Origin of the sequence: Brevibacillus fortis (assembly GCF_003013395.1) — a bacterium.
Classification (GTDB): Bacteria; Bacillota; Bacilli; order Brevibacillales; family Brevibacillaceae; genus Brevibacillus; species Brevibacillus fortis.
The window spans coordinates 82204-100006 of record NZ_PXZM01000048.1 but is presented as its reverse complement, the minus strand read 5'-3'; the positions used below and the strand labels follow the sequence as shown (position 1 = coordinate 100006).

At 48.5% G+C, this 17803-nt stretch carries 17 protein-coding genes; 2 read left to right on the top strand and 15 right to left on the bottom strand.

Features of this window, described 5'->3' with window-relative positions; all coding sequences use genetic code 11:
* Position 1: 1 nt before the first annotated feature.
* The 14 genes from C7R93_RS26575 to C7R93_RS26510 form a co-directional block, all read right to left on the bottom strand.
* Complete coding sequence (locus C7R93_RS26575) at positions 2 to 763, bottom strand: ABC transporter ATP-binding protein (protein ID WP_106841608.1); 762 nt, start codon at positions 761 to 763, stop codon at positions 2 to 4.
* Position 764: 1 nt separating this feature from the next.
* The gene (locus tag C7R93_RS26570) at positions 765 to 1736 is read right to left on the bottom strand and encodes a branched-chain amino acid ABC transporter permease (protein WP_106841607.1); all 972 of its coding nucleotides are present in this window, start codon (positions 1734 to 1736) and stop codon (positions 765 to 767) included.
* Positions 1737 to 1741: 5 nt separating this feature from the next.
* Positions 1742 to 2608, bottom strand: coding sequence for a branched-chain amino acid ABC transporter permease (locus C7R93_RS26565; protein ID WP_106841606.1), 867 nt, complete (start codon positions 2606 to 2608; stop codon positions 1742 to 1744).
* Between the two features lie 147 nt (positions 2609 to 2755).
* Positions 2756 to 3943 carry an ABC transporter substrate-binding protein gene (locus C7R93_RS26560; protein WP_106841605.1) on the bottom strand — a complete coding sequence of 396 codons (1188 nt, stop codon included), beginning with the start codon at positions 3941 to 3943 and terminating at the stop codon, positions 2756 to 2758.
* A 183-nt stretch (positions 3944 to 4126) separates the two neighbouring features.
* Positions 4127 to 4444, bottom strand: a complete 318-nt coding sequence (gene trxA, locus C7R93_RS26555) for a thioredoxin (protein ID WP_007722428.1) — start codon at positions 4442 to 4444, stop codon at positions 4127 to 4129.
* A 141-nt stretch (positions 4445 to 4585) separates the two neighbouring features.
* Positions 4586 to 4852 (bottom strand): hypothetical protein, encoded by a 267-nt coding sequence (locus C7R93_RS26550; RefSeq protein WP_106841621.1) that lies wholly within the window; start codon positions 4850 to 4852, stop codon positions 4586 to 4588.
* A 109-nt stretch (positions 4853 to 4961) separates the two neighbouring features.
* Positions 4962 to 5921 (bottom strand): electron transfer flavoprotein subunit alpha/FixB family protein, encoded by a 960-nt coding sequence (locus C7R93_RS26545; protein WP_106841604.1) that lies wholly within the window; start codon positions 5919 to 5921, stop codon positions 4962 to 4964.
* A gap of 20 nt (positions 5922 to 5941) precedes the next feature.
* Positions 5942 to 6709, bottom strand: coding sequence for an electron transfer flavoprotein subunit beta/FixA family protein (locus C7R93_RS26540; RefSeq protein WP_106841603.1), 768 nt, complete (start codon positions 6707 to 6709; stop codon positions 5942 to 5944).
* Positions 6710 to 6761: 52 nt separating this feature from the next.
* Positions 6762 to 7535 (bottom strand): enoyl-CoA hydratase, encoded by a 774-nt coding sequence (locus C7R93_RS26535; RefSeq protein ID WP_106841602.1) that lies wholly within the window; start codon positions 7533 to 7535, stop codon positions 6762 to 6764.
* A 117-nt stretch (positions 7536 to 7652) separates the two neighbouring features.
* Complete coding sequence (locus C7R93_RS26530) at positions 7653 to 8243, bottom strand: TetR/AcrR family transcriptional regulator (RefSeq protein ID WP_106841601.1); 591 nt, start codon at positions 8241 to 8243, stop codon at positions 7653 to 7655.
* Positions 8244 to 8394: 151 nt separating this feature from the next.
* Positions 8395 to 10095 (bottom strand): AMP-binding protein, encoded by a 1701-nt coding sequence (locus C7R93_RS26525; protein WP_167402509.1) that lies wholly within the window; start codon positions 10093 to 10095, stop codon positions 8395 to 8397.
* 208 nt (positions 10096 to 10303) lie between these two features.
* Complete coding sequence (locus C7R93_RS26520) at positions 10304 to 11293, bottom strand: LCP family protein (RefSeq protein ID WP_106841599.1); 990 nt, start codon at positions 11291 to 11293, stop codon at positions 10304 to 10306.
* A 53-nt stretch (positions 11294 to 11346) separates the two neighbouring features.
* Positions 11347 to 12522 (bottom strand): acetyl-CoA C-acetyltransferase, encoded by a 1176-nt coding sequence (locus tag C7R93_RS26515; protein WP_106841598.1) that lies wholly within the window; start codon positions 12520 to 12522, stop codon positions 11347 to 11349.
* Positions 12523 to 12561: 39 nt separating this feature from the next.
* Positions 12562 to 13509: a 50S ribosomal protein L11 methyltransferase gene (locus C7R93_RS26510; RefSeq protein ID WP_106841620.1), complete on the bottom strand. Its 948-nt coding sequence runs from the start codon at positions 13507 to 13509 to the stop codon at positions 12562 to 12564.
* Positions 13510 to 13939: 430 nt separating this feature from the next.
* On the opposite strand from C7R93_RS26510, the gene csaB reads away from it, so the two are divergent.
* Entirely contained in the window at positions 13940 to 15037 is a 1098-nt protein-coding gene (gene csaB / locus C7R93_RS26505) for a polysaccharide pyruvyl transferase CsaB (RefSeq protein WP_106841597.1), read from the top strand.
* 24 nt (positions 15038 to 15061) lie between these two features.
* Positions 15062 to 15913, top strand: a complete 852-nt coding sequence (locus C7R93_RS26500) for a class I SAM-dependent methyltransferase (RefSeq protein ID WP_106841596.1) — start codon at positions 15062 to 15064, stop codon at positions 15911 to 15913.
* 57 nt (positions 15914 to 15970) lie between these two features.
* On the opposite strand, the gene C7R93_RS26495 is transcribed toward C7R93_RS26500, so the two are convergent.
* Positions 15971 to 17623 (bottom strand): putative polysaccharide biosynthesis protein, encoded by a 1653-nt coding sequence (locus C7R93_RS26495; RefSeq protein WP_106841595.1) that lies wholly within the window; start codon positions 17621 to 17623, stop codon positions 15971 to 15973.
* Between the last annotated feature and the right edge of the window lie 180 nt (positions 17624 to 17803).

The window sequence follows — 17803 nt, the reverse complement described above, 5'->3', positions numbered from 1 at the left end:
CTTATTCGTCCTCCTTGCCGAGGTAGGCTTCAATCACATCTGGATTGTTTTGTACCTCTGCCGGGGTGCCGTCAGCAATTTTAACCCCAAAGTTGATACATACGACCTTTTCACACAGGTTCATGACCAATCCCATATCGTGTTCGACCAACAGAACAGTCGTCCCGTCATCGCGAATTTTTTTGACCAGCTCCATGAGCGCTTTTGTCTCGGTCTCAATCATTCCAGCAGCAGGTTCGTCCAAAAGCAAGAGCTTTGGCTCAGTAGCCAGTGCCCGGGCAATCTCCAGACGTCGTTGCTGCCCGTAAGCCAATGTATCCGAGCGGACATCGGCAATGTCAGACAAGCCCACGAATTCGAGGAGCTCCTCCGCTTTTTTGGTAACAGCCTTTTCTTCTGCACGTTGTCCCGGTGTTTTCAAAAGGGATGCCCAGAAGCCTGCCTGCATGCGCGAATGACAACCTACCTTCACGTTGTCCAACGCACTCATGTGACCGAAGAGGCGAATATTTTGGAACGTCCTTGCAATTCCCATTTCGGTAATTTTGTTAGGCGCCATTCCATTTAGCTTTTGTCCGGCAAAAGTAAAGGTACCTGTCGTTGGTTCGAATATGCCCGTTGCCATATTGAAAATGGTCGTTTTCCCCGCACCATTCGGTCCGATCAAGCCGACAATTTCGCCCTCTCCGACAGTAAATGAAACGTCACGAAGGGCTGTGATGCCGCCAAAGCTTTTTCCTACGTTCGCAAGTTCCAGCAACATCTTATACTCCCCCCTTCGCATCCTTGTCCGTTGACTTGCCCCGACGACGCTTGAACAGCTTTTGGAACGTATCGGCACCGATCAAGCCATGCGGACGGAACGCCATTACACCAACCATGATCAAACCGTACATGAGCATTTTGTACTCGGCCAAGCCACGCAGTACCTCCGGCAAGGCGGTGAGAATCAAGGCACCAAACAGCGGCCCCCACACCACTTCACTGCCACCGATCACTGCATAAGACAGAATCTCTACGACTTTATGATAGTTAAAATCATCTGGCGTAATGGTCGTCGTAATGTGAGCGAATAATCCTCCACATACACCAGCCAAGATCGATCCGATGACAAACGCGAGCATTTTGTAATAGCCAACCTGCAATCCCATCGCTCGTGCCGCCGTTTCATCTGCTTTGATCGCTTCAAAAGCACGGCCAAGACGCGAACGGTTCAGACGCAGCGTCAGGAAAAGCACGAAGGCAAACAGGAGCAGCATAAACACAAAGGTCGATAATGACTTCATTTGCATGACCGAAATGCCAAAGGTTTGCGCTTTTAACCCCATTGCTTTTTCAAAATCGTACAAGTAGTTGCCAATCGATTGAAGTCCCGTTAGTCCGAGAGCGCCATTTGTAATCTCCATATTGAGTAATATTACGCGAATCACTTCACCAAAGCCCAGCGTTGCAATTGCCAGGTACAAGCCGTGGAGCTTCAATGTCGGAGCGCCGATCAAGAGTGCAATCAGCCCTGCCACCAGTCCTCCGATTATGATAGCGATAAACAGCGGCATGTCCGCTTGCTTCGTTAAAATACTCGCCGTAAAAGCACCAATGCTCATAAAGCCCGCATGGCCTAAGGAAAGCTGACCCGTTGAGAGCGTAATGTAAATACTGATCGCCAAAATACTGTTTAACAAGATAAAAGTCAGTACCTGTAAGTTATATGGATTGAGAATGTCCAATGTCTGCACCTCCCTTACGCTTTGCGTCCAAATAGTCCTTCCGGCTTCAAGAGCAAAATGAGAATGATCAAGCCAAAAGCAACTGCGTCCCGATACGACGAGTCTCCGTACGCCACGGTAAACACCTCGATAATCCCGAGCAGTACGCCACACACCATGGCTCCAGGAATGCTACCTACACCGCCTAAAATCAAAACGGCCAAACCTTTAAAACCAAGGGTCATCCCCATTGTCGGAATAAGAGCGGAGTACGCCATCCCGATCAATATGCCGGCTACTCCTCCAAGTGCCGAAGCAAGCATGACGGTAACGACAATGACCATATTGGTGTTAATCCCCAAAATATTTGCTGTATCCGTATTTTCAGCCGTCGCGCGAATGGCTTTTCCCATTTTCGTTTTTTGAATCCAGAAATGCAGGACAAACATCAGCAATACAGAAATCCCCAAAATAACGAGATCGACGCTGCGAATTTGAACGAGCCCCAAGTCAAATGTGGTGTCCCCAAAGGATTGCGGGAATGCACGGGAGTCCGCACCGAAAAACTTGTGCATGGCCTCCTCCATCAAAATGGCAAATCCGATCGTACTGATCAAAGATGCCAGATGGGGCACATTTTTTTTACGAAGGGGGCGAAGCGCTGTATACTCTAGCACCAGACCCAAAATCGCCGATATCACGATCGCCACGATCAGTGCTACCCCTAAAGGCATATTCAGGCTGGTCATCAATACCAAGCCAACCAGTGATCCAAAAATAAAGATTTGACCATGTGCCATATTAATGATTCCCAAGACTCCAAAAATGAGCGTATAGCCCAATGCGATCAATGAATAAGTGCTCCCAACTGTCAAACCGTTGACTAATTGCTGCCAAAACAAATGGCCTCACCTCACTGTAAGTGGTTAACATCAAACGACGAATGAGTTATTCTCGCTGGATCAGCAAGCGAAGAACATGATCTGGTACTTTCTGATCCAGCGAGATAACGGATAGAAAAAGAAGCCCGGGCGACCCCGGGCATGATCCTATTCAAACGGGACGAATTTGCCTTCTTTTGCGACAACGACAACCGCATCACCAATCGGATTGCGTTTCTCGTCAAAAGACAGTTTGCCGGATACACCTGTGAAGTCTCTCAGCTGAGCCAATTGTCCGCGCAGCTCTTCGCGCTCTGCCTTTCCTGCGGCAAGCAGTGACTGCGACATGATATACAGCGAGTCGTATGCTTGGGCAGCGAACTGGTCAGGCTTTTTGTTGTATTTGGCTTCGAATGCTTTTACGAAGGCTTGTACTTTATCATCTTTCTTTTCAGGGCTGAATGGGGTCGCAACGATCAAGCCTTCGGCAGCTGGACCTGCAATTTCAAAAACTTTCGGATTATTGAAACCATTTCCACCGAGAATTGTCCCTGTAAAGCCCAACTCACGTGCTTTTTTCACAACCATGGAGCCTTCCTTGTACAAGGCGGACACTAACAAAGCGTCTGGGTTGGTTTGCTTCAGCTTGGTCAATTGTGCCGAGAAATCCACATCGCCATTTGCGAAAGTCGCTTCACCAGTAATCTCCAAGCCCAGCTTTTCAGCAGTTGCTTTCATGACCTTGTAGCCATTCACGGAGAAGTCGTCGTTAGAAGCGTGGATAAGTGCTACTTTTTTCAAGCCATTTTTCTCCACTGCTGCTTTCATCGCCGTCGGGATCGCAATGGATTCAGGCAAAGAGTTGCGGAACACGTACTCCCCGATATCATTGATTCCTTCTGATGTGTTGGAGATACCAAAAATCGGAGTTTCCGCCTCGTTTGCAACTGGTCCTGCAGCAAACATTTCACCGGAAAGTGTCGGTCCGATAATCGCTACGACATTATCCTGATTAATCAGTTTATTTACCGCATTAATCGCGCCTTCTTTTTCTCCTGCGGAGTCTTCAAACTTCAGTTCGATCTTGAGCTTGCCTTTGTTCGCTTCATTCAGCTCACCCAGGGCCAACTCCAATCCTGCTTTTTGTGCTTCTCCATAAGCTGCGCCAGATCCTGAGAGGAAACCAACCACACCGATTTTTGCTTGAATCTCTTGTTCGTCGGTGCTAGCTGCTTGTCCAGAGCCACCCTCTCCAGCTGCAGGAGCACTTGTATTTCCTCCGCTCGAACATCCGACCATCAATACCGCCCCTAGCGAGATCGCCGCCAGCGAGCGCATCAAATGAAATCCCTTCATTAGAAAAGCCCCCTCTATTTTCGAAATAAATTGAATACATGAAGTTTAATCAAAGTATTCTAAAAACGCAATTATTTTCGCTCAAGTAAACTTAATTTTTTGACAAACGATCGCTCAGAATTCCGTATTCAAACATAATAAAAAGCGGCACATTGCTATGCCGCTTTACTCGTTGCTTTGCGATTACAGATGTTTGCCTACAGTTGCCATGAGCGCTTCTTTTGGTTGGAAGCCGATCACTTTGTCAACTGGTTGACCGTCTTTGAAAACGATCAGGGTTGGGATGGACATTACGCCAAAACGACCGGCAGAATCCGGGTTGTCATCCACGTTTACTTTGACGATTTTGAGCTGGGAGCCCACTTCACCGTCGATTTGCTCCAGTACAGGAGCGATCATTTTGCAAGGGCCGCACCATGGAGCCCAGAAGTCAACCAGGACTGTACCGCCTTGCTCTACTTCCTGGGAAAAGTTTTGATCGGTAGCATTTACAATTGCCATGAGAAGTTACCTCCTTGAATTTCAATTACTAAATAAAGGTTCCTAACGGTTATCAGTATATCATTCAAACACCAAATTGACTACGCCACTCCGCACTTTGCGGTACACTTCCCGCTTTAGTTTGTCCAGTCTAACCGCACCTTATTGACCGACTTGTTTTACACGGTTGAGCTCCCGTTCTTGATCGCTGACTTTCCGATGCAAGAGATCGAGGTCTGCATCGATGTGTTTGTTTTGGCGCTCCAGTCTGTCTAGTCGTAGCGTAGTGTCATCGCGGAATACGTACATTTCATCCCGAAAATCATACATCTCTTTCTTAAACTCACGTAGCTCCTGCTGCGTTTCTTTAACCAATCGATTATTTTCCGCCACCATGTGAATCAGTTGTTGCAAAAGTTCCTCGCTCATCCCGATCACCTCTCCTTACCCCCTATTATACCAAGCAAGGAAAGCATAAAGTAAGCCTTGCGGACAAAAAAAGCGCCCCTATAAGGAGCGCCAAGTCATCGTTTACATGTTATACCAATACTTTTTTAAACTCAGCCGTCAGCAATGGCAGCACTTCGAACAAATCACCTACGATACCGTAATCAGCCACTTGGAAAATAGGTGCTTCCGGATCTTTGTTGATCGCCACGATGACTTTCGAGCTGGACATACCAGCCAAGTGCTGGATCGCTCCGGAAATCCCGCATGCGATATACAAGTCAGGTGTTACAACCTTACCTGTCTGTCCGATCTGCATGGAGTAATCGCAATAGTCCGCGTCGCAAGCGCCACGAGATGCACCAACAGCTGCACCAAGCACTTCCGCCAGATCGTTCAACGGCTGGAAGCCTTCTGCACTCTTCACTCCGCGTCCACCGGAAATCACGACTTTTGCTTCGGAAAGGTCTACTTTGCCGCTTGTTTTTCTTACGACGTCTTTTACGATCGTGCGCAAATCTTTGATATCCAATTCAACCGGTACCACCACAGCTGTTTTCGAAGGATCAGCAGCGCCGATGGCAATGTTGTTTGGACGAATCGTAATAAATGTTGTTCCATCAACGAATTTGCGCGTTTGCGTCGCTTTTCCTGCATAGATCGGGCGAACGAAGACAGGACCTGCTTCTACACTTGTTACGTCCGAAACCAGACCGTAACCGAGTCTCGCTGCTACGCGAGGTGCGATGTCACGACCGATCGCGGTGTGACCCAAAACAACTGCATCTGGAGAAGCCAGCTCAATCAACTGCGTGAGTGCCTGCACATATGCATCTGGCGTGTACTGTGCCAACGCTGCATGATCAGCCGTATACACCGTGCTCGCACCATGCTGGCCCAATGCCACTGCATGCGTTGCTGCATCTGCTCCGAATACACCTGCTACAATTTCGCCGCCCTCAGCCAATGCTTGTGCTGCAGTCAATGCTTCCAGCGACACGTTGCGAAGTTGTCCGTCACGTACTTCTGCCAATACAAGTACTTTTTTCATGGATATCCTCTCCCTCTCGCTTAGATCACTTTCGCTTCATTGCGCAACAGTTGCACCAATTCCGACGTTTGAGCTGCCAATTCGCCAGAGAGAATGCGACCTGCCTGCTTTTTCGGAGGCAACGTCTGATCGACGATTTCTGTCTTCGCTTTTACCTCTTCCGCAGTGATACCCAAATCGTCTGCGCCGAGTCGATCCAATGGTTTTTTCTTCGCTTTCATGATACCAGGGAGAGAAGGATAACGCGGCTCATTAAGACCCTGCTGAGCCGTAATCAAAACAGGAAGGCTCGTCTCCACGACTTCCAGATCACCTTCTACATCGCGCTCTACGCGTACGTTCGTTCCGTCCACCTCTAGCTTCACAGCAGTCGATACATGGTTAATTCCCAGCTCTTCTGCGAGACGAGGACCGCCTTGGCCAGCCCCGGAATCTACAGCCATTTGTCCACCAATGATGATATCGAAGCCAACCTTTTTCGCTACGGCAGCTAAAACTTTGGCGATCGTGAATTCGTCTCCGAACAGAGACTCGTCATCCACCAGAACAGCCTTGTCTGCACCCATTGCCAAAGCAGTGCGCAGTGCACTTTCAGCCCGGTCTGGGCCGAAGCTGATTACGGTTACTTCGCCGCCGTGCTCTTCCTTGAGCTTGATTGCCTCTTCTACAGCGTACTCATCGTAGGGATTAATGATGAATTCAACGCCATCCTCGGAAATTTGTCCGTTTTGGATGACGATTTTTTCTTCTGTGTCAAACGTCTGTTTCAACACAACCACGATATTCATCAGGATGCCTCCTCCTTAGTGGTACCTCATACTTGTGAAGCTATATGCTTAACTACCGATCTGCGAATTGCGGCTTGCGCTTTTCGAGAAAAGCAGTCACGCCTTCTTTTACGTCCTCCGTAGCGAATGCATCGCCAAAGAGCTTTGCTTCTTGCTCCAAGCCTTGTGACAACGACAGCTCCGTTGTGTTGTGGATGGACGCTAGGGCAAACTTCAAGGTAATCGCGCTCTTACTTGCGAAAACAGCCGCCAGCTTTTGCGCTTCTGCAAGCAACTGCTCAACGGGATAAACCGCTTCCACAAGACCGATACGCAAAGCTTCCTCGCCACCGATCATCTCTGATGTGAGGACCATCTGTGTCGCTTTGCCACGGCCAACCAGGCGCGGTAGACGTTGCGTACCACCGTAGCCAGGAATGAGTCCGAGATTCAGCTCAGGCAGCCCGAGCTTGGCTTCTGGTGCTACCAAGCGGATATGGCATGCCAACGCAAGCTCCAATCCTCCGCCAAGGCAAGCGCCGTTAATTGCTGCAATGATTGGCTTCGGGAACGTTTCCAAGCGATTAAACAATGCTTGACCCTTCTTCGCCAGTTCTTCCGCATTATCCCGATTCAATTGGGTAAATTCTTTGATGTCCGCTCCTGCAATGAAAAACCGACCTTCGCCAGTCAAAACGATTGCTTTGATCTCATCGTTATTTTCCCACTGGTCTAAAAGTTCACTCAATTGACCGAGCACTGCTTGACTAAGTGCGTTAGCAGGCGGGTTGCTAATCGTAACCGTAGCAACGCGATCAATGATTTCTACATTCCAATGCGACGCCATTCCTCTCCCCCCAAACTCTCCCCATATATAAAAACAGCTTATCTTCATTCCGAGCGATCGCTCAGTCTTACTGTTTCCATTGTAACAAACGTTTTCATGCAAAAAAAGCTTTTCTTTTCATTCTTTTCCCTTCATACCAAGCAGGAAGAGGTTATGAATGGAATCAACATAAGAGACAAGGTCGTATTTACACTGTTTCATCACCCAAGATGTCGTCACTTCGTCCAGCGTTCCAAAAATCATTTTGCGCGTAATCCGCACCTCAAGATCAGCTCGGAATATCCCCTGTTCCATTCCTTCCACGATCACTTCATCGATGAGGTTAAAATACTGCTTCATCACATTGCCGATTCCCTCGCTGATGATCGGACTGGATTGGCGTAGCTCGATTTGCGTCACTTTTGCCAGATCATGATCTTTGGATAGCTGGCTCAAGTGTGCATGAATGAGTACATGCAGCTTTTGCTCAATGGTGGTCGCTTCCGAAATGCGTTTGCGGTTTGTCTCCACAAACTGGCCCATCTTTTCGTTAAACAGTGAAATCAAAATATCATCCTTGTTTTCAAAATAGAGGTATATGGTGCCGTCTGCTACCTTCGCCTCTTTCGCAATTTTCGATACTTGGGCACTGTAATAGCCCTGTTTGGCGATTACTCGAACAGCAGCATCAATAATGGCTTGATACTTTTCCCCCGTTTTCTTAGCCATAACTACCTCCATGTTTACTAACGTTGATGACGAAATGAATGATCGCTCATTCATATTTAGTGTAATACAGGGCTACTTCTCTGTCAATCGCAAGAGGTCAGCAAAAAAGGCCGCTTTCCACCTGGGATCGCAAGCCTCAAAACATCAGCTACTAGCTTGTTTTGATTTCTTCCTGAGCTTCCCTTTTCTTCTTGTCTTCTTCTTGTAATTGGCGACGCAATACTTTTCCGACCATCGTTTTGGGCAAATCTGTACGAATCTCGTATTGTCTCGGAATCTTATAGGCGGCAAGTCTCTGTCTGCAATGCGCTTCCAGATCCTCTTCACTCGCGAGCTGTCCATCCTTAAATACGACGAATGCTTTGACTGTTTCACCCCGATACGGATCAGGAACACCGATGACTGCTGCCTCCTGGATGGCGGGATGCTCAAACAGCACCTCTTCTACTTCGCGCGGATAAATGTTGAAGCCACCAGCTATAATCATGTCTTTTTTGCGGTCTACGACATAAAAATAGCCGTTTTCGTCCATATAGCCCATATCTCCGGTCAAAAACCAGCCATCCTTCAATACGGCAGCGGTGTCCTCAGGGCGATTCCAATAGCCGAGCATGACTTGGGGTCCTTTTACAGCTAACTCCCCGACCTCGCCTTGGGGCATCTCTTCTCCCATGGCGGTATCAACAATTCGGCAATCCGTATCTGGCCACGGCATTCCGATGCTTCCCGTAATGCCTTTTTCCCAAATGGGATTGGAATGCGTTACGGGAGATGCCTCCGTCATCCCATAACCCTCGACCAGCTTGCCGCCCGTCAATTCCTCAAATTTGAGCTTGACCTCGATCGGCAACGGAGCTGAACCACTGACACATGCATCGATGGAAGAAAGATCATGCTTCTTCAAGTCCGGGTGGTTGATTAGGCCGATATACATGGTGGGTGCCCCTGGGAAAAGAGTAGGCTTTCGTTTGTCGATCATTTCAAATATTTGTTTCACATCGAATTTGGGAACAAGAATAATTTCTGCTGCAATACAAATGCCTTTGTTCATCACGGTAGTCATCCCGTACACATGGAAAAGAGGGAGCACACACAAGATCCGTTCCTGTCCCTTTTTAAGCTTGTAAAGGACAGCTTGGCACTGGACTGCATTCGCAATGAGATTGGCGTGCGTCAGCATGACGCCTTTGGCAACACCCGTTGTCCCCCCTGTATACTGAAGGAGCGCGATATCCTGAGTCGGATCGACTGGTACTTCCACAGGCTTGGTAGCGCTTTCTTTTAGAACGGAAAGAAAAGGCTCAATATTTGCGCTATATGTAACCTGCGGATTTTGTCCTTGTTTCTTCTGTACGAACGGATAAAGCCATTTTTTCAATAAGGGAAGGAAATCGCCAATGCTTGTGATGATGATTCGTTGGAGTGAGGTAGATGCACGGACTTGGGTAACACGTTTGTACAACAAATCCAGTGTGATGATGGTCTCGGCGCCTGAATCGTTCATTTGGTGAATCAATTCTCGCTCGGTATACAGCGGGTTGGTCATGACTACGATGGCACCTGCAAAAAGCGCTCCGTAGTAACTGATGACGGCTTGAGGAGTATTTGGCAGCATAATCGCCACGCGGTCTCCTTTCTTTACACCGCGCTTGATCAATGCATTGGCAAATTGGTATGACAACTGCAAAAGCTCTCGATACGTAATGCTTTTTCCCATGAAATAGATCGCGTTACTGTCTGGATACATAGCTGCAGACTGCTCCAGAAAATGCGTCAAAGGAACACGGGGGTAATCCAATGACGGCGCAGTTTCGGGCGGGTAATTGGCAATCCAAGGCTTGGCATTTGACATGGTCATTCCCTCCATCCCTTAAATGGCCTTGCCTCTCCCTATGATCTACATTCATAATCTCTTCCTGTATGTCTATTGTATTCGAAACATATTCAATTTTCCAACTAAAATCATGTATTTTCCTTTTTTTGGGACAAGACTATTCGACGAAAAAAAGGACAAAGCCCATGGTGAAAGCCGTGTCCTTTGCCCTTATGCTCTCCGTATTTTACGGCGTTACTTCCTTGATCATTTGCTGACGTGCTCTTTCCCTTTCGGCTGTGGGGACGAGATGATACCAGCCAACGATTCCATTATGCCAGATGCGCTCATCCTGTCCGACCAGCGTATCAGCTTGAATGGAGTTCGGAGTGCCATCGCCATAAGACAATAACAGAGAGGCGATTTCCTGCTCAGTGAGGTCCGTTTTCACGTGCTGACCTAGGATTTCCATGAGTGAAAATGCTTTGGTATACACTTGGAGTGAGGAGCCTTTTGAGGCCAATGCTTTCAGAATCTCCTGCTGTCGGCCAATCCGCATGTAATCACTGTCTTCCTTGCCCAGATCACTTTTACGATAACGAGCGTAATCCAGAGCCTGTTCACCCGATAAAGTCTGCTGCCCTGGTTGAATGTCGATATAGGTGTCGTCGCTCGGATCACTGTACTTCATTCGTTTCTTCACATCGACAGTGACACCTCCCAGCTCGTCCACAATTTGACGGAAGCCATCAAAATCTACGGAGATATACCGATCAATTTTTACATTTAAAAATTTCTCAAGTGACTCTTTCACCATCTTCGGACCACCAAAAGCCATCGCATGGTTTACTTTGTCGTACCCTTTTCCCGGGAGCTCCATGTAACTGTCACGCGGGATGGCCAAAAGGTAGACGGATTGCTTACCGGGATGAATCGAAGCGAGCATCATTGTATCTGAACGTGCACTTTCCCCGTCGCGACTATCAACACCAAGAAGCAGGGCGACAAAAGGCTTCAATGGTTCTGTTCCTGTCAAAAGATCACGTGGAGGAAGTGAAGCAGCTGCCTGTTTTGCGCTTCCTTTCGCTCCATCAATCGGAGCATACCATTGATTTGTCATTTGCTTATATTGATAGGCACTGTAGGCAACCAGCAGCAACGCCCCGATCACCAAACAGGAAAAGGTATGAAATGCAATCTGTTTTCCATGTCTCTTGAAAAATGACCGTATAAACATGACAAAGCCTCCCCCTTTGCTTCCATTTTTAACAGGGGAGACTTCGTTTAAACCTACATGCGTTCGACAACCATCGCCATACCCATCCCGCCGCCAACACAAAGTGCAGCCAAGCCTCGTTTCAGCTGTCGTCGCTTCATTTCATGCAGCAAGGTTACGACAATTCGGCATCCAGTAGAACCGACAGGGTGACCCAGAGCGACGCCGCTTCCGTTCACATTCGTGATTTCTCGTGGAAGCTCCAGCAGTTTTTCCACGGCAAGGTATTGTGCGGCAAAGGCTTCGTTTACTTCGATCAGTTCAATATCCGCTATCGTCATTCCGGCTTTTGCCAATGCTCGCTTCACTGCTGGTACAGGTCCATAGCCCATCAAATCGGGTTCTACCCCTGCTACCGCCCACGAGACAATTCTACCGAGTGGTTCGATCCCGAGCTCTTTCGCTTTTCCTTCCTTCATCAAAACGGCTGCGGACGCTCCATCGTTGAGCCCGGAGGAATTGCCTGGCGTCACTGTACCATCGTCACGGAAACTGGGTCTGAGTTTCGCGAGGCTTTCCAGGGTCACTCCCCTGCGAGGGAATTCGTCTTCCGTTACGATGATTTCTTCGGTGCGTTTTTTAATAGGGACCCCGATGATTTCTTCGGTAAACAAACCGCTGTCTATGGCTCGGATCGCATTTTGCTGGCTGCGCAAGGCGATTTCATCCGACTCCTCACGCGTGATCCCATAACGATCGACCAGACGTTCTGCCGTTTCGCCCATCAGGATTTGATGGTGGGGGTCTGTTAGCAACTCCCACATCGAATCGGTCATCTCCCCATGCGTCAATCGTTTGCCCCAGCGTGCATTTTTCAAGACATACGGGGCATTGCTCATGCTCTCAACGCCACCTGCCAAGACGATTTCACTGTCGCCTAAAAGGATTTGGGAAGCGCCGCTTACAATCGCTTGCATACCGGAAGCGCATTGACGTTGAATCGTGAAGCCCGTCACTTCTTTCCCCAACCCTGCATCCAACGCTGCCACTCGCGCGATGTTTGGCTCGTCTGTCCGCTGAATGCAATTCCCTAAAATGACTTCATTGATCTGAGAAGCTTCCAGGCCAGATCGAGCCATGACACCACGAATGACGGTTTCTGCCAGCTTGCGAGCGCTTACATCTTTCAGGACGCCACCAAACGTACCGATTGGCGTACGTCCGGCAGCAGCAATGACAACCTGCTCCATTTGTTTTCCCCTCCTGTGTAGCATGTTTTCTCAATTGTCTCACACGGAAGTTACATGGCGGTTCAGAGCGATATTTTTCAGTAAAACAGTTACCCATTCGTCTTGTTGACTTTGTTTCTCTACTTGGAAGCCTGCCTGTTCAAATGTGGCGATGACAGCTTCCCGATTCCATTCGACGATACCGGAGAGAATCAATATTCCTTCTGGTGCGATTCGTTCTGTAATCATAGGAAGCATCGCGACATTTTCATCGCCTCCAATGTTGACCAGAATCAAGTCAGCTTGAGAAGGCAGTTGGGCCTTTACTCCGTCCTCGCTCGCATCCCCAATCACGACTTGGACAGCGTGGTCGGGAAGGTGATTATTGGTCGCGTTGACGAGGACCTGATACTCACTTTGCGGATTAATGTCCACTGCCCATACAGGATGCTTAGCTCCATTCAAAGCGCAGTACAAAGAGAGAATTCCTGAGCCAGCTCCTACATCAATGACTTGCTTACCCTCCAGATCCATCTCTTGCAAAAACAAAAGAATGTCCTGCGTCGTTCCATGATACCCGGTTCCGAAGGCTGCACCCGGATCAATCCATAGGATATGCCGAGCCGACTCCAGCGCTGCGGGGTCCGTCCACGTTGGTGCCACCCACCAATCGCCTATTTTGACTTCCCGGAACTCCTCTTTCCACGATTCATTTTCCTCCGCTACGAGTTCTACTTCTTTTAGGGTGACTTGTCCATTCCAGCGTTGAATGTAGGTCTTCAGGCGGTCTACATGCTCCTCTTCGCCATCGTGCTGGGGTTCAAACAAATAGCCAACAAGTGGACCTTCCGTATTTTCTGCGTAATCATATCCGTTTTCTGTTGTCAGTACTTCGATTTGCGGTTCGATCCAGCCAAGTGTATAGGAGCTGGTCAAAACCTCTGCCACAAACAAATCCTCAATCTCTGGTTCCACTAGTAATGTGTATTTGAGCCACATGCTTTCCATGATGAAAAATGCTCCTTCCCTTTTGCTGTCATACTCCTCTAATCTTGCGGACATCTATTCACTCATATGTGGATGGCAAGGATGGTAGAGAACATGGTATGATAGTAGAATGGACTAACATAACCGCAGGGAGGCTTACCATGTTTGACGAATTTTTTTACCGCCGCCGCAAAAATAAGGGACTTTTCATCGTTATGATTGCCCTCATTGTTCTTGGCATCGGCATGTTCGGTATGGGTTTCCTCTATATGTTCTCGTAAGTCGGAACAACATCATTATACCCTACGAACCGCGCTGCACCCACTGTATCTGTCCAAACAATTGGGGCGTGAAGTTTTCTACTGTGGTTGCTTTACTTCCCCTTGTTTACTCGATTATACTTGAGAATGTATTTTTCCTGTACGTTTGATATAGAAAGAAGGTTCACTCCATGTCGCGAATTCTCATCTCCGGGTACTACGGCTTTAATAATGCCGGAGACGATGTGGTCCTGTACGGCATCATCAGCTCTCTTAAGCGGGAACAACCAAATATCTCTCTCGCCGTCTTGTCCAATCAGCCTGATCGGACTGCGGAATTATTCGGGATTGAAGCCTATGACCGCTGGAGCTTTGGAACCATCGTCCGCGAGCTTTCGCGAAGTGACATGCTGGTGATGGGCGGTGGTACACTGATGCAGGATGTAACCAGTCCGCGCAGTGTCCTCTACTATTTGGGCATCGTCACCATTGCCAAGCTTTTAGGTAAACCCGTGGTCTTTTACGCACAAGGGTTTGGACCCATCCTCAAATCGCTCAGTCGCACGATGATTAAACGCGTGGTAAATCACGTCAACATCATCACAGTTCGCGACTACGAATCAGGGGAGGACTTCAAAGCCTGTGGCGTAAAAAAAGCCCCGATCTATATAACAGCTGACCCTGCACTGACGATATCCCCAGACGATATTGCGGATCAACGGGGAAAAGAGCTGCTCCATGGTATGTTTGCTGATCCTTCCAAGCCTTTGGTCGCCATCTCTGTCCGGGACTGGAAGCAGGAACAGCAATTCAAACAGAAGATAGCCCGAGCAGCAGATTGGTTTATCATGCGCGGTTGGAATGTTCTCTTCCTTCCGATGCATGTCCCCAGTGATTTGGCACCGTCCAAGGAAATCATGGACCAGATGAGCCAACCAGGAGCACGTCTTCTCGATGCGCCTGCGACTTTTCATGACATTATGTCGGTACTGAAGCAATGCAACTACGTCGTTGGTATGCGGCTTCACTCGCTCATTCTTGCGTGCATGCTGCGAATCCCTTTTATCGGTATCTCCTACGATCCGAAAATCGATCGATTCGTCGAACGCGCTGGAATGCCCAATGCTGGTCATATTACTGAACTCGATGAAACTACACTTTTGACCTTGCTCGCTGAAAAGCTGGACAACCTCGATCACGAAATTGATGTGGTAACGGAGCATTCCCATCTACTAGCGATCGAAGCTTCCAAAAGCAGTGAACTTGTTCTGCAGGCGCTGCGTAAATAAGGCTGACCTGGAAAGGAGGACATCATGTCCTTTTCTTCACAAGTGTTACTTGGTTTAAATCGATTATTTCCTCTCCCCGTTCACCCTTTCAACCTGGCAAACAATGGGGAAATGAGCTATACCGAATGGCAATTTCAAAAAGGGGATCAAACCATTCAGTTTTTCCTCCCCTTCCATTCACAGGAGCAAATGTTCCGTGACAAAACCGTATTGGACATCGGCTGTGGCGGCGGGGGAAAAACCTGCTACTATGCCACCTATGGCCCGAAAAAAATGATTGGCATTGACATCGTCCCCCACTACGCGGAGGAAGGCAATGAATTCGCGAAGAAAAAAGGACTGGATCAGCTTATCTCCTTTATGACCGGTGATGCCGCAAGAATGGACTTCCCAGACAACACGTTCGATACGATCATCATGAATGACGCGATGGAGCACGTAGGCGAACCGGAAAAGACACTGGAGGAATGCTTTCGGGTATTGAAGCCTGGCGGGCATCTCTACATCAATTTTCCACCGTATTATCATCCATTTGGTGCCCATTTGTCAGATGCAATCGGCATTCCTTGGGTGCATGCTCTCTTCTCGGAGCAAGCCTTGATTGACGCCTATAAAAAGCTGGTCCACGACTTGCCAGACGGTTCTGACCGGATTGCTTTTCGCTTCGACAAGCTTCCTGACGGCAGAGATACCATCTCGTACATCAATCGCATGACGATTAAACGTTTTCGAAAAATCCAGCAAGGTGTGGTGCAGCCAGCCGTATACCAGCGCGAAATTCCGTTGCGCAATCAGTTACAAGCATTGGCAAACCTCCCTGCTACCCGTGAGTTTTTCGTAAAGATGGTTGTCTGTGTTTATCAGAAAGCGAAATAATACAGAGCGCAAAACCCCCCTTCCTCTATCGCAGAGAAAGGGGGGTTTTTTCGTCCTTTAATCGTTATTCGTATTGGACTTTAGCGACGAGCCTTGCTTCTTCCGAATGAGTTGGATAAAGGCCCGCAGCTTGTTTCCGCCTGGCAGCCAGTCCAGCTCCTTGTCCTCAATGAGTGGAATGAGGATCAGCAGTCCCAAGTAAACAACGAGTCCTACGCCGACTCCAGAAACGGTCTCGATCGCTCCCAAAATGCGCACCGGCTCTCTTCCCCTGAACAGGAAATCAACTACCTCTGTCGCTCCCCAAGCCAGAATCAGCATGAGATTAGCCACCAGTAACGGGTATATGGTATCGAAACGCCAGTTAATCGGAATCGATACGTAACGGTTGATGACTCGCATATTCAGCACGCAGACAAATGCAGTAGCAACCAGCCATGACAGGGACAAGCCGTCCATACCGAACATCGAAGTAAACACGAGTGTCGCCAGTACTTTTACAATGACACCATACAGCAGATGACGCGCAGGGATTTTCTCTTTGCCGATGCCTTGCAAAATACCGTTTGTAGCAAGTAACAAGGAAAGCGGAATGGCAGTAATGCCTAAAATCGCCATCGCACGTGTCCCTTCCATATCACCGTACAAAGCCAGATTCGCACCTTCGGCTACAGCCGTCAGCCCAAGGCCAGCAGGCAGGCCGATCAGCCAGGCAAAGCGCAGCGAAAGCTTGGTCAAGGTCGTAATCCGTTCCTGATCCTTTTGTCTCATCGCTTCCGCAATAGCAGGCACGATCGAGAGGGCGATCGAAGATCCGAACAAGCTCGCCATTTGCAAAAGTGGACCACCTCTGCTGTAAATGCCAAACCACGTATCCGCCGTCAAGCCGTCCACATTCCATATGTAACGGAAGATGTTAATCGCCAGGAAGGAATCGGTCAGGCTGAAAATCGGGATCACCAAGGCGCTGATACAAATCGGCCAGGCAATACGCCACATGGACAAGAAGAATGTACGATCGTACCACCAAGTAAGGCGCCCCCACTCTGCCCCGCTAAACACGGAATTTTTCCGATTGTGGAGCCACATGAGCAACGCTAGAAACCCAAGGCTTAAAAACGTACTGATCATCGTACCGAAATTGACTCCGGTAATTACCGTATCCGTATCTTCACCGAGTGACACGAGATACAGGGAAGCAACCAAAATAAATACGACACGCAAGGTCTGTTCTACGATTTGAGACAGTCCGACAAACAACATTTTTTGATGGCCGTAGAAAAAGCCGCGAATGACCGCAATCAAAGGAACGAACAGCAGCGACATGGAAATCGCCCGAATCGGCTCAATCAAATGCGGATTCCCCATGAGCTTTGCGATAAGTGGAGAGCTGGCGTACAGGAGCGCAAACAAGACCAGCCCGATGGCGCCCATCATGACCATGCTTCGGGCGAGAATTTGCCCAATAGAGCCTTGCTTTCCTTCAGCCAATGCCTCTGCAATGACCCTCGACAACGCTACTGGCACACCTGCTGTCGCCAATATGAGAAAGGTCAGGTAGAGAGGATATACTTCCTGATAGAGTCCGAGACCCCTGTCCCCTACTATCTCCTGAAGCGGAATCCGATAAAACATCCCGATAACTTTTGACAAAATCCCCGCTATGGCTAAGATCAACGCTCCCGCGAGAAAATGACTTTTTTTCAACATGGGTAACTCCTTTATTGGTCTCTTTGACTGAATACCCTTGGGGCAGCACCAATCGACATGAACCCACTCTCTATCCTACTATCATTTCCCTCTTCCAGCAAACAGGTATATCGATGGAATTTGGCAGGAATACTGGTGAAAAACAGATTCCATTGACTTTTGTGAAAAACGTCTCGACGT

Bases quoted from the DNA above. Each gene is read 5' to 3' on its own strand.
- trxA (WP_007722428.1), bottom strand. From the start codon at position 4,444: ATGGCAATTGTAAATGCTACCGATCAAAACTTTTCCCAGGAAGTAGAG.
- C7R93_RS26540 (WP_106841603.1), bottom strand. From the start codon at position 6,709: ATGAATATCGTGGTTGTGTTGAAACAGACGTTTGACACAGAAGAAAAA.
- C7R93_RS26550 (WP_106841621.1), bottom strand. From the start codon at position 4,852: ATGAGCGAGGAACTTTTGCAACAACTGATTCACATGGTGGCGGAAAAT.
- C7R93_RS26560 (WP_106841605.1), bottom strand. From the start codon at position 3,943: ATGAAGGGATTTCATTTGATGCGCTCGCTGGCGGCGATCTCGCTAGGG.
- C7R93_RS26500 (WP_106841596.1), top strand. From the start codon at position 15,062: ATGTCCTTTTCTTCACAAGTGTTACTTGGTTTAAATCGATTATTTCCT.
- C7R93_RS26525 (WP_167402509.1), bottom strand. From the start codon at position 10,095: ATGTCAAATGCCAAGCCTTGGATTGCCAATTACCCGCCCGAAACTGCG.
- C7R93_RS26495 (WP_106841595.1), bottom strand. From the start codon at position 17,623: ATGTTGAAAAAAAGTCATTTTCTCGCGGGAGCGTTGATCTTAGCCATA.
- C7R93_RS26575 (WP_106841608.1), bottom strand. From the start codon at position 763: ATGTTGCTGGAACTTGCGAACGTAGGAAAAAGCTTTGGCGGCATCACA.
- C7R93_RS26520 (WP_106841599.1), bottom strand. From the start codon at position 11,293: ATGTTTATACGGTCATTTTTCAAGAGACATGGAAAACAGATTGCATTT.
- C7R93_RS26530 (WP_106841601.1), bottom strand. From the start codon at position 8,243: ATGGCTAAGAAAACGGGGGAAAAGTATCAAGCCATTATTGATGCTGCT.
- C7R93_RS26545 (WP_106841604.1), bottom strand. From the start codon at position 5,921: ATGAAAAAAGTACTTGTATTGGCAGAAGTACGTGACGGACAACTTCGC.
- C7R93_RS26535 (WP_106841602.1), bottom strand. From the start codon at position 7,535: ATGGCGTCGCATTGGAATGTAGAAATCATTGATCGCGTTGCTACGGTT.
- C7R93_RS26515 (WP_106841598.1), bottom strand. From the start codon at position 12,522: ATGGAGCAGGTTGTCATTGCTGCTGCCGGACGTACGCCAATCGGTACG.
- C7R93_RS26510 (WP_106841620.1), bottom strand. From the start codon at position 13,509: ATGGAAAGCATGTGGCTCAAATACACATTACTAGTGGAACCAGAGATT.
- csaB (WP_106841597.1), top strand. From the start codon at position 13,940: ATGTCGCGAATTCTCATCTCCGGGTACTACGGCTTTAATAATGCCGGA.